The organism is Cognatilysobacter lacus (genome assembly GCF_008274655.1).
GTDB classification, from domain to species: Bacteria; Pseudomonadota; Gammaproteobacteria; order Xanthomonadales; family Xanthomonadaceae; genus Cognatilysobacter; species Cognatilysobacter lacus.
In genome coordinates this window covers 24,213-40,000 of record NZ_VTRV01000001.1, presented here as the reverse complement: position 1 = coordinate 40,000, position 15,788 = coordinate 24,213, and the positions used below count along the sequence as shown (strand labels likewise).

At 64.8% G+C, this 15,788-nt stretch carries 15 protein-coding genes and 1 tRNA gene; all 16 read left to right on the top strand.

The genetic code is table 11. The features are described from left to right. Nucleotides 1–49: 49 nt before the first annotated feature. The 16 genes from FW784_RS00175 to FW784_RS00100 all read left to right on the top strand — a co-directional run bounded on the left by FW784_RS00175 (nucleotide 50) and on the right by FW784_RS00100 (nucleotide 15,788). Nucleotides 50–406: an NADH-quinone oxidoreductase subunit A gene (locus FW784_RS00175; RefSeq protein ID WP_149351345.1), complete on the top strand. Its 357-nt coding sequence runs from the start codon at nucleotides 50–52 to the stop codon at nucleotides 404–406. Nucleotides 407–416: 10 nt separating this feature from the next. Continuing rightward, on the top strand, nucleotides 417–983 hold the full coding sequence (locus FW784_RS00170) for a NuoB/complex I 20 kDa subunit family protein (protein WP_235893511.1): 567 nt from the start codon (nucleotides 417–419) through the stop codon (nucleotides 981–983). 29 nt (nucleotides 984–1,012) lie between these two features. Further along, nucleotides 1,013–1,732, top strand: coding sequence for an NADH-quinone oxidoreductase subunit C (locus tag FW784_RS00165; protein WP_149351348.1), 720 nt, complete (start codon nucleotides 1,013–1,015; stop codon nucleotides 1,730–1,732). Then, the gene (locus tag FW784_RS00160; protein ID WP_149351344.1) at nucleotides 1,729–3,024 is read left to right on the top strand and encodes an NADH-quinone oxidoreductase subunit D; all 1,296 of its coding nucleotides are present in this window, start codon (nucleotides 1,729–1,731) and stop codon (nucleotides 3,022–3,024) included. Before FW784_RS00165 ends, FW784_RS00160 begins: the two co-directional genes overlap by 4 nt. A 28-nt stretch (nucleotides 3,025–3,052) precedes the next feature. After that, complete coding sequence (gene nuoE, locus FW784_RS00155; RefSeq protein ID WP_149351343.1) at nucleotides 3,053–3,580, top strand: NADH-quinone oxidoreductase subunit NuoE; 528 nt, start codon at nucleotides 3,053–3,055, stop codon at nucleotides 3,578–3,580. A gap of 5 nt (nucleotides 3,581–3,585) precedes the next feature. Further along, on the top strand, nucleotides 3,586–4,953 hold the full coding sequence (gene nuoF, locus FW784_RS00150) for an NADH-quinone oxidoreductase subunit NuoF (RefSeq protein ID WP_149351342.1): 1,368 nt from the start codon (nucleotides 3,586–3,588) through the stop codon (nucleotides 4,951–4,953). Next, nucleotides 4,950–7,181, top strand: coding sequence for an NADH-quinone oxidoreductase subunit NuoG (nuoG, locus tag FW784_RS00145; protein ID WP_149351341.1), 2,232 nt, complete (start codon nucleotides 4,950–4,952; stop codon nucleotides 7,179–7,181). Before nuoF ends, nuoG begins: the two co-directional genes overlap by 4 nt. Before the next feature lie 3 nt (nucleotides 7,182–7,184). After that, nucleotides 7,185–8,246, top strand: a complete 1,062-nt coding sequence (nuoH, locus tag FW784_RS00140) for an NADH-quinone oxidoreductase subunit NuoH (RefSeq protein WP_149351340.1) — start codon at nucleotides 7,185–7,187, stop codon at nucleotides 8,244–8,246. A 16-nt stretch (nucleotides 8,247–8,262) separates the two neighbouring features. Then, nucleotides 8,263–8,751, top strand: coding sequence for an NADH-quinone oxidoreductase subunit NuoI (gene nuoI / locus FW784_RS00135; protein ID WP_149351339.1), 489 nt, complete (start codon nucleotides 8,263–8,265; stop codon nucleotides 8,749–8,751). A 7-nt stretch (nucleotides 8,752–8,758) separates the two neighbouring features. After that, the gene (locus FW784_RS00130) at nucleotides 8,759–9,388 is read left to right on the top strand and encodes an NADH-quinone oxidoreductase subunit J (RefSeq protein WP_149351338.1); all 630 of its coding nucleotides are present in this window, start codon (nucleotides 8,759–8,761) and stop codon (nucleotides 9,386–9,388) included. Between the two features lie 8 nt (nucleotides 9,389–9,396). Beyond that, complete coding sequence (gene nuoK / locus FW784_RS00125; protein WP_149351347.1) at nucleotides 9,397–9,711, top strand: NADH-quinone oxidoreductase subunit NuoK; 315 nt, start codon at nucleotides 9,397–9,399, stop codon at nucleotides 9,709–9,711. A gap of 13 nt (nucleotides 9,712–9,724) precedes the next feature. After that, nucleotides 9,725–11,866: an NADH-quinone oxidoreductase subunit L gene (gene nuoL, locus FW784_RS00120; RefSeq protein WP_149351337.1), complete on the top strand. Its 2,142-nt coding sequence runs from the start codon at nucleotides 9,725–9,727 to the stop codon at nucleotides 11,864–11,866. A 31-nt stretch (nucleotides 11,867–11,897) separates the two neighbouring features. Beyond that, nucleotides 11,898–13,412, top strand: a complete 1,515-nt coding sequence (locus tag FW784_RS00115; RefSeq protein WP_149351346.1) for an NADH-quinone oxidoreductase subunit M — start codon at nucleotides 11,898–11,900, stop codon at nucleotides 13,410–13,412. Between the two features lie 22 nt (nucleotides 13,413–13,434). Then, nucleotides 13,435–14,877, top strand: a complete 1,443-nt coding sequence (gene nuoN / locus FW784_RS00110) for an NADH-quinone oxidoreductase subunit NuoN (RefSeq protein WP_149351336.1) — start codon at nucleotides 13,435–13,437, stop codon at nucleotides 14,875–14,877. A gap of 77 nt (nucleotides 14,878–14,954) precedes the next feature. Next, nucleotides 14,955–15,031 (top strand) — tRNA-Met (locus FW784_RS00105). A gap of 148 nt (nucleotides 15,032–15,179) precedes the next feature. After that, the gene (locus tag FW784_RS00100; protein ID WP_149351335.1) at nucleotides 15,180–15,788 is read left to right on the top strand and encodes a ribosome maturation factor RimP; all 609 of its coding nucleotides are present in this window, start codon (nucleotides 15,180–15,182) and stop codon (nucleotides 15,786–15,788) included.

Genomic DNA, 15,788 nt, shown 5'->3' with positions numbered 1-15,788 from the left:
GCCGAGCAGCTGTCTGCCGGCCTACCGCGCGAATGCCGAGAGAACACGAGTGCTGGCCGAATATCTGCCGACCCTGCTGTTCCTGATCGTCGCCAGCGGCATCGGCGTCGCACTGATCATTGTCGGGCGCGTGCTCGGGCCCAAGAACCCGACGATCGAAAAGCTGCTGCCCTACGAGAGCGGATTCAACGCTTTCGAAGACGCGCGCATGCAGTTCAACGTGCGCTATTACCTCATCGCGATCATCTTCATCGTCTTCGATCTCGAGATCGCTTTCGTCTTTCCCTGGGCGCTGGTCTTCCGCGAGCTCGGTCCGTTTGGCCTGATCGAAATGGGTACCTTCCTCACACTCCTGGTGATCGGCTTCGCCTACGTGTGGAAGAAGGGCGCCCTGGAGTGGGAGTGACTCGGCGGCAATGAAGACGTTCTCCGAACTCATGTTCAATCCGCTGCCCGAAGGGCGGCTGGACGACATCCTGCTGCCCGAGGCCGACAACCCCGTGATGCAGCAGGGCTTCGTCACGACGAGCATGGACACGCTCTGGAACTGGGCGCGCACCGGCTCGATGTGGCCGATGACCTTCGGGCTGGCCTGCTGCGCCGTGGAAATGATGCACGCCGGTGCGGCGCGAATCGATCTCGACCGCTTCGGCGTCGTGTTCCGCCCGTCTCCGCGGCAGTCCGATGTGATGATCGTCGCGGGTACGCTGGTCAACAAGATGGCGCCGGCGCTGCGCCGTGTTTACGACCAGATGCCGGACCCGAAGTGGGTCATCTCGATGGGAAGCTGCGCCAATGGCGGCGGCTACTACCACTATTCGTATTCGGTGGTTCGCGGTTGCGATCGCATCGTGCCGGTCGACATCTACGTTCCCGGCTGCCCGCCGACGGCAGAGGCGCTTACGTACGGGATCCTTCAGCTGCAGAAGAAGATCCGCCGCGGAACGAACTTCGGCGACGAGCGCCAGGGAGTCCGCGCGTGAGCGATGCGGTCACCGATTCGACGGGTGCTATCGAGCCCCCGCTGGTCACGCGGCTGCGCGAGCGGTTCGCGACGGGCGTCGTGTCTGTCGCCATGCCCCGCGGTGAGGTGACGCTCGAGCTTCCCCACGACGTCTGGCTAGAGAGCGCGCTGGCACTGCGCAATGAATTCGGCTTCGAGCAGCTGGTCGATCTCTGCGGCGTCGACTATCTCAGCTACGGTGTGGACGAGTGGGACACCACCGTTTCATCCGAGGGTTTCTCGCGCGGCGTCGAAGGCAAGGGCATGGGGCGCTTCGTTTGGGGCGAACAGCCGAGCGGCGCATCCGTCGCGCCCGAGCGCCGCTATGCGGTGGTCGTGCACCTGCTCTCGGTCAGGCACAACGTGCGCGTTCGCATGCGCACGTTTGCGCCGGACGACGCGGTTCCCGCGGTCGCCTCGCTTGTGCCGGTGTGGTCGGTTGCCAACTGGTTCGAGCGGGAAGCGTTCGACCTCTACGGCGTCGTGTTCGACGATCATCCGGACCTGCGCCGGATCCTCACCGATTACGGTTTCGTCGGGCATCCGTTCCGCAAGGACTTCCCGTTGATCGGCAACGTCGAGGTGCGCTACGACGCCGAGCGACGTCGCGTGATCTACCAGCCGGTGACCATCGAGCCGCGCGTTCTGGTGCCGCGCGTCATCCGTGACGACGCGCGTTACGCGACGTCCGCCGGTGAAGCCGCGCAGCGCGCCGAGGTGAAGAAGTGAGCGCCGCTCCCAACGACGTGACCACCTCGGGCCTCAACAATCCCGAGATCCGCAACTACACGCTCAACTTCGGCCCGCAGCATCCGGCCGCTCATGGGGTTCTTCGACTGATCCTCGAGATGGACGGCGAAGTGGTGCGTCGCGCGGACCCGCACATCGGCCTGCTTCATCGCGGCACCGAGAAGCTCGCTGAGTCGAAACCGTTCAACCAGTCGGTACCGTACATGGACCGGTTGGATTACGTATCGATGATGTGCAACGAGCACGCCTACGTGCGCGCCATCGAAACGCTGCTGGGCATCGAGCCGCCCGAGCGTGCGCAGTGGATCCGGACGATGTTCGACGAGATCACGCGCATCAAGAACCACTTGATGTGGCTCGGCTCCAATGCGCTCGACCTCGGTGCGATGGCGGTCTTCCTGTATGCGTTCCGCGAGCGCGAAGAGCTCATGGACGTGTACGAGGCCGTCTCGGGTGCACGCATGCACGCCGCCTATTACCGCCCCGGCGGCGTCTACCGTGACCTTCCGGACCAGATGTCGAAGTACCGCGAGTCGCCGTGGCGCAAGGGCAAGAGCCTCAAGCGCTTCAACGAGTCGCGCGAGGGATCGCTTCTCGACTTCATCGAGGCGTTCACGCAGGGTTTTCCGGCGCGCGTCGATGAATACGAAACGCTGCTGACCGATAACCGCATCTGGAAGCAGCGCACGGTCGGCATCGGCGTCGTCACGCCGGAGCAGGCTCACGACTGGGGCATGAGCGGCCCGATGCTGCGCGGTTCCGGTATCGCGTGGGACCTGCGCAAGACCCAGCCGTACGCGCGCTACGACCAGGTGGATTTCGACGTTCCGGTCGGCAAGACGGGCGACTGCTACGACCGCTACCTCGTGCGCGTGGCCGAGATGCGCGAGTCCAACAAGATCATCCAGCAGTGCGTGAAGTGGCTGCGCGCGAATCCGGGCCCCGTGATCGTCGACAACTTCAAGGTCGCGCCGCCCAAGCGCGAAGAGATGAAGGACGACATGGAAGCGCTGATCCATCACTTCAAGCTCTTTTCCGAGGGCTACGGCGTTCCGGCGGGCGAGACCTACGCAGCCGTAGAGGGCCCGAAGGGCGAGTTCGGCGTGTTCCTGGTGTCGGACGGCGCGAACAAGCCGTTTCGCCTCAAGGTCCGTGCGCCCGGCTTCGCGCATCTTTCGTCGATGGACGCGATCGTCAAGGGCCACATGCTGGCCGACGTTGTCGCGATGATCGGCACTTACGACATCGTGTTCGGCGAAATCGACCGCTGACGCGGCGACGCTGGGGATCGCATCTGCAATGAAAGCCACCGGCAATTTCGAGGCCTGCCAGAACGTCGACCCCATGGTCGCGTTGACGGATGCCACGCGCGCGCACATCGACCACTGGCTGTCGAAGTTCCCGGCCGACCGTCGCCGATCCGCGGTGCTGCAGGGGCTCCACGCGGCGCAGGAGCAGAACGACGGATGGTTGAGCGACGAGATCATCGCTGCCGTCGCCAAGTACATCGGCATTCCGCCGGTGTGGGCGTACGAGGTGGCAAGCTTCTATTCGATGTTTGAAACGGAGAAGGTCGGCCGTAACAACGTCGCGTTCTGCACGAACATCAGCTGCTGGCTCAACGGCGCGCAGGAACTGGTTGCGCACGCGGAGCGCAAGCTCGGCTGCGCCCTCGGCGAAAGCACGGCCGACGGCCGCGTGTACCTCAAGCGCGAGGAAGAATGCCTGGCCGCCTGCTGCGGTGCGCCAGTGGTCGTCGTCAACGGGCACTACCACGAGAAGCTCGACGTCGCCCAGGTCGACGCGCTTCTGGACGGGTTGGAGTAATCGCCATGGCGCATTCGCACCACGACTATTCCACCGGCTACGGTCCGGTCGGCCCGGAACCGCAGGCCCACAACGTCGTGTACACGACCCTGCATTTCGACACGCCGTGGTCGTACGAGAACTACCTGAAGACAGGCGGTTACAGCGCCTGGCGCAGGATCCTCAGCGAGAAGATCGAGCCGGCGGCCGTGATCGACATGGTCAAGCAGTCGGGTCTGCGCGGACGCGGGGGCGCGGGCTTCCCAACGGGGCTCAAGTGGTCGTTCATGCCGAAAGGTCCGGGGCAGAAGTACATCCTCTGCAATTCGGACGAGTCCGAACCCGGCACGGCGAAGGATCGCGACATCCTGCGATTCAATCCGCATTCCGTCGTCGAGGGCATGGCCATCGCCTGCTACGCGACCGGTTCGACGGCGGCCTACAACTACCTGCGCGGCGAGTTCCACCATGAGCCGTTCGAGCACTTCGAGCAGGCACTGAAGGAAGCGTACGAAAACGGCCTGCTCGGGAAGAACGTGCTGGGTAGCGGCATCGACGTCGACATCTACGGGGCCCTGGGTGCCGGTGCGTACATCTGCGGCGAAGAAACCGCACTGATGGAGTCGCTTGAAGGCAAGAAGGGGCAGCCGCGCTACAAGCCGCCATTTCCGGCGAACTTCGGCCTGTACGGCAAGCCGACGACTATCAACAACACCGAGACCTATGCGTCGGTGCCGGCGATCGTCCGCAACGGCGCGGAGTGGTTCGCGAACCTCGGCAAGCCGAACAACGGCGGGCCGAAGGTGTTTTCCGTGTCGGGCCACGTTGCGAATCCGGGCAACTTCGAGATCCGGCTGGGTACGCCATTCTCAGAACTTCTGCAGATGGCGGGCGGCGTTCGCGGCGGCCGCAAGCTGAAGGCGGTGATCCCAGGCGGTTCGTCGATGCCGGTGCTGCCTGCGGACACAATGATGTCGCTGACGATGGACTACGACTCGATCCAGAAGGCCGGGTCCGGCCTGGGCTCGGGCGCTGTCATCGTGATGGACGACTCCACGTGCATGGTTCGCGCCTGCCAGCGCATCGCGCGCTTCTACTTCAAGGAGTCGTGCGGCCAATGCACGCCGTGCCGCGAGGGAACGGGCTGGATGTACCGCATGCTGACGCGCATCGTGAACGGCGAAGCCACGCTCGACGACCTGCAGATGCTGCGAGCGGCGGCCGGTCAGATCGAAGGCCACACCATCTGCGCTTTTGGCGAAGCCGCGGCGTGGCCGGTGCAGGGCTTCCTGCGCCATTACTGGCACGAATTCGAATACGCGATCGTCAACAAGCGCTTCCTCGTCGATGATGAGGCGGCTGGCACTGTCGTCGCGCAGCAGGTAGCCGCATGAGCGCGCAACCGGTAAATCCGAATCTTCCGCCGGACCACGTCACCGTCTTCATCGACGGCGTCGAGACGGCCGCGCCGAAGGGTTCGATGATCATCCAGGCGGCCGACAGGATCGGCGTTCCGATCCCGCGCTTCTGCTACCACGACAAGCTGAGCGTTGCGGCCAACTGCCGCATGTGCCTGGTCGAAGTCGAGAAGATGCCGAAACCGGCGCCGGCCTGTGCCACGCCCGTGATGGATGGGATGAGGGTCGTCACGCGCAGCGAGAAGGCTCTCAAGAGTCAGCGCAACGTGATGGAATTCCTGCTGATCAATCATCCGCTCGACTGCCCGATCTGCGACCAGGGCGGCGAGTGCGAACTGCAGGATCTGTCGATGGGCTACGGCCGGTCGATCTCGCGCTTCTCCGAACGCAAGCGCACGGTGCCCGACGAGGACATCGGTCCGCTGGTCGCTACCGAGATGACGCGTTGCATCCAGTGCACGCGCTGCGTCCGCTTCACGGCCGAAGTGGCGGGCACGTACGAGCTCGGTGGCATGTATCGCGGCGAGAACCTGCAGATCGGAACTTATGACGGAAAGCCGCTGACCACCGAGCTATCGGGAAACGTCATCGACGTCTGCCCCGTCGGCGCCCTGACCAACAAGGTGTTCCAGTTCAAGGCGCGCCCGTGGGAACTGATGGCGCGCGAATCGCTCGGCTACCACGACCCGCTGGGCAGCAACCTGTACCTGCACGTGCGTCGCGGCGAAGTCCTGCGCAGCGTTCCGCGCGACAACGACGCCGTGAACGAGTGCTGGCTTTCCGACCGCGACCGCTACTCGCACCAGGGCCTTTATGCCGCCGACCGCGCCGTGCGTCCGATGGCCAGGGACGGGGGTGAGTGGCGCGAGGTTTCGTGGGAGCACGCGCTCGCCCGCGCGGCGCAGATTCTGCGTGACAACGCCGCCGACGATCTGGGCATGCTGATACATCCGTCGACGTCGAACGAAGAAGGCGCGCTGCTGGCGCGGCTGGCGGACGCGCTCGGCACGGGCAACATCGACCACCGCATTTCGCAGTGCGACCTGTCGGACGGCGCGGTGGCCCAGGCGTTCGACATGCCGTCCGCCGACATCGAAAAGGCGCAGACGATCGTCATCGTCGGCTCCAACGTCCGCCACGAATTGCCGCTTTTGCATGCGCGCATCCGCAAGGCGTGGCGAAACGGCGCCAAGGTGTTCGTCGTCAATCCGGTGGACTTCGACTTCACCTTCGAACTCGCAGGGCGCTGGATCGTTGCGCCGTCCGCGATTGCCGGCGCGCTTGCCGATAGCGGTCTGCGCGATGCATTTGCCACCGGCGGCCCGTCCGTCGTTATCGTCGGCGCGCTGGCCGAGAACAGCCCGCATGCGTCGCGGATCCGCGCGGCCGCAAGCACGCTGGCCGAAAGCACCGGCGCGAAGCTCTGCCGCATTCCCCAAGGCGCCAATGCACTTGGTCTCGCGCGTCATGGCGTGCTGCCGACGTCGCGCGATTCGCTGTCCATGCTCGCCGAGGCACGTGCGGCTTACATCCTCTACGGGATCGAGCCGGGCCTCGACTTCGCGTCGACGCCGCAGGCGCTTGCCGCGCTCAACGGCGCGCAGGTGGTCGCATTCAGCCAGTTCGCCTGCGAGTCGACGCTTGCCATCGCCGACGTGATCCTGCCGGTCGGGCTGCTGCCGGAGATCGACGGCACGCTGACCAATCTGGACGGGCGCGACCAGCTCGCTATCGCGGGTGGCAAGCTGCCGGACCAGGCGCGTCCCGGTTGGCGCGTCATCCGTGCGCTGGCCAGCGAGCTCGGTGTCACAGGCTTCGATTTCGTCGACTTGGCCGGTGCGCGCGCGTCGATCGCGCCGCGCGCGGTACAGGTCGTCCGTGGTGCTGCGCCGCCGGCGGGCGAGGGCGGGCTCGAGGTGGCGTCCGCGCCGGGCATCTATCGGGTCGACGCTGTCGTGCGCCGCGCGCCGGGGCTGCAGTCCCATCCGTTGAATCGCGAGCCGCGCGCCTATCTGAATCCTCAGGATGCGCAATCGCTCGGGCTCGAAACCGGAGCCGTGGGGCGGTTCGAGGTCTCGGCGGGTGCGGCGAAGCTCCCGGTGGAAGTGAGTTCGAAGGTGGCACCGGGAACCGTGTACATCGAAGGCGGCCATGCGTCGACGGCGCCGCTCGGGCTGTCGCGCGTCGAAGCGGGGAGGGCCTGATCCATGATTCATGAGGCCATCGGTTCGCTGCATGGGTGGTTCGACGGTTTCGGCGTCGGCGGGCAGCTCGCGTGGATCGTCTTGACGATCCTCTGCGTGATGATGCCGGTGATCATCGCCGTGGCGTTCTACGTCGTGTGGGAACGCAAGCTGATCGGTTGGATGCATGTGCGCCACGGGCCCATGTACGTCGGAATGGGCGTGTTCCAGGCGTTCGCCGACGTCTTCAAGCTGCTGTTCAAGGAAGTGATCTCGCCCGTTCGGGCCGACCCGGTGCTCTACGTTCTGGCACCGCTGCTGGGCCTGGCGCCGGCCTTCGCGGCGTGGGCCGTGGTTCCGTTCGACGCAAAGATGGTGGTGGCGGACGTCAACGCCGGGCTGTTGTACCTGCTCGCGATGACGTCGCTCGGCGTCTATGGAATCATCCTCGCCGGCTGGGCGTCCAATTCCAAGTACGCCTTCCTCGGCGCGATGCGCTCGGCGGCGCAGGTGGTGTCTTACGAGATCGCGATGGGTTTCGCGCTGGTGGGCGTGCTGATCGCCGCCGGCAGCCTCAACCTGTCGGACATCGTCATGGCACAGGCGGGCAATGCCGGCCTTTTCGAGTGGTTCATGTGGCCGCTGCTGCCGCTGTTCCTTGTGTATTTCATATCCGGCGTCGCGGAAACCAACCGCGCGCCGTTCGACGTGGTCGAAGGCGAATCCGAAATCGTCGCCGGCCACATGGTCGAGTACTCGGGTTCGCAATTCGCGCTGTTCTTCCTGGCCGAATACGCGAACATGCTGCTGGTCAGCTTCCTGACCTCGCTGTTCTTCCTCGGCGGGTGGCTGAGCCCGTTCCAGGGATTGGGCATTCCGCTGCTGTCGGTGGACGGCTGGTGGTGGCTGCTGCTCAAGGTCGGGTTCTTCGCCAGCGTGTTCATCTGGTTCCGTGCTTCGTTCCCGCGCTACCGCTATGACCAGATCATGCGGCTGGGCTGGAAGGTCTTCATTCCGATCACCATCGTGTGGATCTTCGTGACCGCGCTGATGGCGTATTTCGGCGTCTTCGTGCCCTACAAGTGACGGACGCCCACATCCCATGAATCGCATCACGTCCTATTTCAAGAGCCTGCTGCTCGTCGAGCTGATGCAGGGCCTGTGGCTGACGCTGAAGTACCTCTTCAAGCCGAAGTACACGGTCATGTACCCGATGGAGAAGATCCCGCAATCGCGCCGCTTCCGCGGCATCCACGCGCTGCGCCGCTACCCGAACGGCGAGGAGCGCTGCATCGCGTGCAAGCTGTGCGAGGCCGTGTGCCCCGCGCTCGCGATCACGATCGACTCGGAAAAGCGGGAGGACGGCTCGCGCCGCACCACCCGTTACGACATCGACCTGTTCAAGTGCATCTATTGCGGGTTCTGCGAGGAATCGTGCCCGGTGGACTCGATCGTCGAGACGCACATCCTCGAATACCACTTCGACACCCGTGGGCAGAACATCGTGACCAAGCCGCAGCTGCTGGCGATCGGTGACCGGCTCGAGGCCGAGCTCGCCGAACGTCGCGCCGGCGATGCGGCTTACCGCTGAGGACGCCATGGACTTCCCGCAGATCGCATTCCTACTTTTCGCCGCGACGGCCGTGGTCGCTGCTGCGGCGGTGATCAGCCTGAGAAACCCGGTGCATGCGGTGCTGTGCCTGGTGCTGACGTTCTTTTCAGTTGCCTGCACGTGGATCGTCGCCGGGGCCGAATTCCTGGGCGTCGCGCTCATCCTCGTCTACGTCGGCGCGGTGATGGTGCTCTTCCTGTTCGTCGTCATGATGCTCGACATCGACGTGGCCCCGCTTCGACGGAACTACGTTCGCTACCTGCCTCTCGGGCTCGCCGTCTCGGTCGTCATGCTCGCCGAGATCGTCACGCTTATTGGCGTCCGCGCCAAGCTCGCAGCGAGCTTCGTGCCGAACGCAGCGTCAACGGAGCTTCCCAACACGGTGTGGCTCGCGCGCACGCTGTTCAGCGGGTTCGAACTTCCGTTCGAGGTCGCGGCCGTCATCCTGACGGTCGCGGTCGTCGCGGCCGTGATGCTCACGCTTCGTCATCGTGGCGGCGTTCGCACGCAGGATCCGGCGTGGCAATCCGGCGTGCGGGCGTCCGATCGCGTGCGCATGGTGCGCATGGAGTCGGTGCGGCCTGCAACGCCCGCCGCGCCCCCGGGAGGCGAGTGATGGACCTCATGTCGCATGGCGTCACGCTCGGCCACTACCTTGCGCTGGGCGCGGTGCTGTTCTGCATCAGCGTCGCCGGCATTTTCCTCAATCGCCGCAACATCATCGTGCTGCTCATGTCGATCGAGCTGATGCTGCTTGCGGTGAACGTGAATTTCGTCGGGTTCTCGCGTTATCTCGGCGACCCATCCGGCCAGGTGTTCGTGTTCTTCATCCTCACCGTCGCGGCTGCCGAGGCCGCCATCGGCCTGGCGATCCTCGTCACGCTGTTCCGCAACCGGCGCACGATCAACGTCGCCGAAATCGATTCGATGAAGGGTTGAGCCGATGCCCGGTGTGGAACATCCCATCTCTCGCATGATCCTCGTCGCGATCGTGCTCGCGCCGCTGATCGGCTCGATCCTCGCCGGCCTGTTCGGGCGCCGGATCGGCCGTGCCGGCTCGCATTGGGTCACGATCCTCGGCGTGGCGACCAGCTGCGTGCTGTCGATGAGCGTGCTGTGGCAGCTGGTCGGCCAGGGCGCACCGCCGTTCAACGAGAACCTGTACACATGGTTCGATATTGGCGGCTTCCAGGCGCATGTCGGCTTCATGGTCGACCACCTCACCGCGATGATGATGGTGGTGGTCACCTTCGTGTCGCTGCTGGTGCACATCTACACGATCGGCTACATGCACGAGGATCCGGGCTACCAGCGGTTCTTCAGCTACATTTCGCTGTTCACGTTCTCGATGCTCATGCTGGTGATGAGCAACAACTTCCTGCAGCTGTTCTTCGGCTGGGAAGCGGTGGGCCTGGTCTCGTACCTGTTGATCGGCTTCTGGTTCCGCAAGCCGACCGCGGTGTTCGCGAACCTCAAGGCGTTCCTGGTCAACCGGGTGGGCGACTTCGGCTTCCTGCTCGGCATCGCGCTGGTGCTGCTTGCGTTCGGTTCGCTCGACTACGGCACGGTCTTCGCGCGTGTTCCGACGATGGCCGGCCACCAGTTGGGCGACCTTTTCAACCACGGCGGCGCACTGAGCGGCATGTGGTCGTGGTCGGTCATGACGGTCGCCTGTGTCTGCCTGTTCATTGGCGCGATGGGCAAGTCCGCCCAGGTCCCGCTCCACGTCTGGCTGCCCGACTCGATGGAAGGCCCGACGCCGATCTCGGCACTCATCCACGCGGCGACGATGGTCACGGCCGGCATCTTCATGGTGGCGCGTATGTCGCCGCTATTCGAGATGAGCCAGACGGCACTCGACTTCGTGCTCTTCATCGGTGCCACGACCGCGTTCTTTACCGGCCTGATTGGCATGGTGCAGTACGACATCAAGCGCGTCGTGGCGTACTCGACCCTGTCGCAGCTCGGATACATGACGGTGGCGCTCGGGGTGTCCGCTTACTCGGCCGCCGTGTTCCATCTGATGACGCATGCCTTCTTCAAGGCGCTGCTGTTCCTTGCGGCGGGCAGCGTGATCATCGGCATGCACCACGAGCAGGACATGCGGAAGATGGGGGGGCTGCGCAAGTACATGCCCATCACCTACTGGACGAGCCTGGTCGGAACTCTCGCGCTGGTGGCGACGCCGTTCTTCAGCGGCTTCTACTCGAAGGACATGATCATCGAGGCGGCCAAGCTGTCGGCGGACCATCGCCATACCTGGATCGCGACATACGGCTACTGGGCGGTTCTGCTCGGCGCATTCGTAACGTCGTTCTACAGCTTCCGCCTGCTCTACATGACGTTCCACGGTCGCGAGCGATTCCGCGATAGCGCCGTGTCCGACGACCACCACAACGTCGACGCGCATACGGACGGCGCGCAGACCCTGCACGAGCCGCTGCACGACGACGGCCACGGCCACGGCGAGCACCATGGCCCGGTCGAACCGCATGAGTCGCCCTGGGTCGTGACCGTGCCGTTGATCCTGCTGGCGATCCCGTCCGCGCTGATCGGATTCTTCACCGCCGGCCCCATGCTCTTCGGAACCGACTGGACGGGCCACGTGAAGCAGTGGCCGTTCTTCCTCGGCGCAATCGACCTGCAGGGCGCCCGCGACACGATTGCGCACATCGGTGCCGAGGACTGGCACGGCCCGGTGCAGCTCGCGCTCGACGCTTTCGGCGCGCCCGCCTTCTGGCTGACGTTCGCAGGGTTCGCGCTGGCTACCGTGATGTACGTCTTCAAGCCGGAACTCGCCACGCGCGCGCGCCATGCCTTTTCGTGGCCGGTTCGCGTGCTCGAGAACAAGTACGGCTTCGACAACCTGTGGATCGACGGATTCGCAGGCGGCGGCCTGGGCCTCGGCCGGCTTTCGCGCACGTTCGACAGCAACGTCATCGACGGCGTCGCCGTCAACGGCAGCGCGAGCCTCGTCGACCTCGTCGCGCGGCTCACGCGCCGCCTGCAGTCGGGCTACCTCTACCACTACGCATTCGCAATGATCGTCGGCCTGATCGTGTTGTTGGCCTTCATCATCCGCGGCTGGCATTGACCAAAGGCACCGTGACGTGAGCCCCGAGCCCTTGAACGGCACCTTTCCCCTGCTGAGCCTGTTGATCTGGCTGCCAATCCTCGCCGGCGTGATCACGCTGGCGATCGGCAATGCGCGTCCGACGATGGCGCGATGGTTCGCCGTCGCCAGCGCCGTGCTGGTATTTGCGCTCACCGTCCCGCTGTTTACGCGCTTCGACTTCGCGAATGCCGGCATGCAGTTCGAAGAGGCGCGTGTCTGGATCGCGAGCTACAGCATCCAGTACCACGTGGGCATCGACGGCATATCCGCCGCGCTCATCGCGCTGACGACGTTCACCTCGGTTCTGGTGCTGATCGGTGCATGGGCATCCGTGAATGAGCGAGTCAGCCAGTACTACGCCGCGTTCCTGATCCTCGAAGGCCTGATGATCGGTGTGTTCTCGGCACTCGATTCGATGCTCTTCTACGTGTTCTTCGAAGGCATGCTGATCCCGATGTTCATCATCATCGGGGTCTGGGGCGGTCCGCGTCGCGTCTACGCGTCCGTCAAGTTCTTCCTGTACACGTTCCTCGGCTCGCTGTTCATGCTGGTCGGGCTCATCTATCTGTACCTCAAGGGCGGCAGCTGGCAGCTGTCCGACATGTATGCCTTGCCGCTCACGATGCATGAGCAGACGTGGCTCTTCTTCGCCTTCTTCATCGCCTTCGCAGTGAAGGTGCCCATGTTCCCGGTGCACACCTGGCTGCCGGATGCGCACGTGGAAGCGCCGACGGCGGGTTCAGTCGTGCTGGCAGCGATCATGCTGAAGATCGGCGGGTATGGCTTCCTGCGGTTCGCGCTTCCGATCGTTCCGGATGCGAGCTGGGCGTGGGCGTGGTTGCCGCTGACGTTGAGCATCATTGCCGTCATCTATGTCGGGCTGGTCGCGCTCGTGCAGGACGACATGAAGAAGCTGATCGCGTACTCGTCGATCGCGCACATGGGCTTCGTCACCATCGGCACCTTCGTGGCGCTGAGCCTCGTGCGCGAGCTGGGCAATCCGATCGGGGCGGAGCTCGGGCTGCAGGGCGCGATGGTGCAGATGATCAGCCACGGTTTCGTGTCGGGTGCGATGTTCAGCTGCGTCGGCGTTCTGTACGACCGCATGCACAGTCGAATGATCCGTGACTACGGCGGCGTCGCCAACGTGATGCCCTGGTTCGCCGCGTTCATGGTGTTCTTCGCCATGGCGAACTCCGGCCTGCCCGGTACCTCCGGCTTCGTCGGCGAGTTCATGGTCATCCTGGCCGCGTTCCAGAAGAGCCCGCTTCTCGCGTTCGGCGCAGCGTTCACCCTGATCATCGGCGCCGCTTACACGCTATGGCTGGTCAAGCGCGTGGTGTGGGGCGAAGTCGGCAATGCGCATGTTGCCGAGCTGACCGACATCAACAAGCGCGAGGGCTTCGTGCTCGGCGCGTTTGCGGTCGGCGTGCTGCTCCTGGGCGTCTGGCCGAAGCCCCTCACCGACCTGATGCAGCCTTCGATTGCGCAACTCGCGAAGCAGATCGAGTCGTCCAAGCTCTAATGCCGACGGAACACCGCCGCCCATGATTCCGAACCTGCCCGCTGCCACCGAACTCCTGCCGCTCCTTCCCGAGCTGGTGCTGGTCGGCGCGGCCTTCGCGCTGTTGATGCTCGACCTGTTCCTGGACGACCGCCGGCGCATCGTCGTGCATGGCCTCGCCGTGTTTGCGCTGCTGGGCGCCGCCGCGATGGTGGTCACCGGCGTCGGCGGGCACGGCACGACGCTCGGTGGCATGTTCGTGCGGGACACGGCGGCAGATGTGCTGAAGGTCGCGGTGCTTGTGATTTCCGCATTCTCGATGTTCTACATCTGGCCCTTCCTGCGCGCGCGGTCGCTCTACCGCGGCGAAGTCGGTGTGCTCGTGCTGTTCGCGACCGTCGGCATGATGCTGCTGGTTTCGGCGGGCAGCCTGGTGATGGTGTACCTCGGGCTCGAACTGCTGGCGCTGTGTTCGTACGCGCTGGTCGCGATCGATCGCGACAGCCCGCTCGCGTCCGAAGCGGCGATCAAGTATTTCGTTCTGGGTTCGCTCGCATCGGGCCTGCTGCTGTACGGCATGTCGCTCGTTTACGGCGCTACGGGCGCTCTCGACCTGCAGCGCATCGCGTCCGTCATCGCGAGCGGGCAGGGCGGCACCATGCTGCTGACGGGCGTCGTGTTCATGCTGGCGGGCGTGGCATTCAAATTCGGCGGCGCGCCGTTCCACATGTGGCTGCCGGACGTGTACACCGGCGCGCCGACCCCCATCACGTTGTTTATCGGCTCGGCCCCGAAGCTCGCTTCGTTCGGCATGGCGTACCGCCTCTTCGAAGTGGGCGCGGGCGGGCTCGACGATCGGTGGCGTCTCCTCGTCGCCGTGATTGCGGTTGCGTCGCTGGCGCTCGGCAACCTCGCTGCGATGGTGCAGTCGAACCTCAAGCGGATGCTTGCGTACTCGACGGTGTCGCACGTCGGCTTTCTTTTCATGGGCATCGCGGGTGGAGGTTCGCAGGGGTTCGCGGCCGCGATGTTCTATGCGATCAGCTACTCGCTGATGGCGGTCGCGGCCTTCGGCACGATCGTGGTGATGTCCTCGCGCGGCTTCGAAGCGGACCTGATCGATGACTATCGCGGGCTCAACGCGCGCAGCCCGTGGCTGGCGGGCTTGATCCTCTGCGTAATGGCGTCGCTCGCGGGGCTGCCGCCGTTCCTCGGCTTCTGGGCCAAGCTCGCGGTGCTGAAGGCCGCGCTGGACGGCGGCATGCTCTGGCTCGCGATCGTCGGCATCGTGTTCGCCGTGGTCGGCGCGTTCTACTACCTGCGGGTGGTCAAGGCCATGTACTTCGACTCGCCGGCTCCGGACGCGCCTCCCATCACTTCCAGCCGGCCGTTGCGGACCGTCTTCGCTGTCAACGCGCTGGCGCTGCTTGCGCTCGGCATCGCGTGGAATCCGGTGATGGCTTGGTGCCAGCGCGCCTTCAGCTGAGGCGGGGCCAAACTTGGCGCCGCAGTGCGATTCGCGCTTGCGCCGAATCCGTGACCGACATACAATCGTCGGCCTGATGCGGGGTGGAGCAGTCTGGCAGCTCGTCGGGCTCATAACCCGAAGGTCGCAGGTTCAAATCCTGCCCCCGCTACCAGCTTCGGGTTCTTCAAAATATCGAAGAACCGATGCCAGGGCTCGACGGTCGCCTCCACGCGATCACCGACATCCAGCAGTACCGGACAAGGGGCCCAATGGGCCCCTTGTTGTTTTCGGACGCAGCGAAGGCTGACCGGAGTTGATGCATGGCCGACAAAGCCACCCAAATCGCCGCCCTGCTCACGCCGACGATCGATTCGCTCGGCCTCGAGCTCATCGGCGTCGAGTACCTGCCGTCGCCCGGCAGCGCGGTGCTGCGCCTGTATATCGACGTGCCCGAGGCCGATTCTGCGGCCGGTCGGATGGTCGGTATCGAGGACTGCGAGTCGGTGAGTCGAGAGGTATCGGCTCTGTTGGATGTGGAAGACCCGATCACCAGCCATTACACGCTCGAAGTGTCGTCGCCCGGCGTCGATCGCCCGTTGTTCACCGCTGCGCATTTCGCGCGATTCGTCGGCGATACCGCAAAGGTGACGTTGAGGCTTCCGCAGGACGGGCGCCGTCGGTTGCAGGGGCGGATCGTGGGCGTGGAAGGCCAGACCGTCCGCGTCGAGCTCGCGGGCATCGGCGGGCTGCCGGTGCTGGTCGAGATAGCGATCGCAAACGTCGAGAAGGCACGACTGGTGCCCGACTGGGCGGCGCTGGGTTACGCGCCGAGCAAGGAATCGAAGGGCCGGGGCAGCAAGTCCGCCACGGCACCGAAGAAGCAAGCCAACCCTAAGCCGGCGGCCGAGGGGCCGACCGCGGCGGAGTAA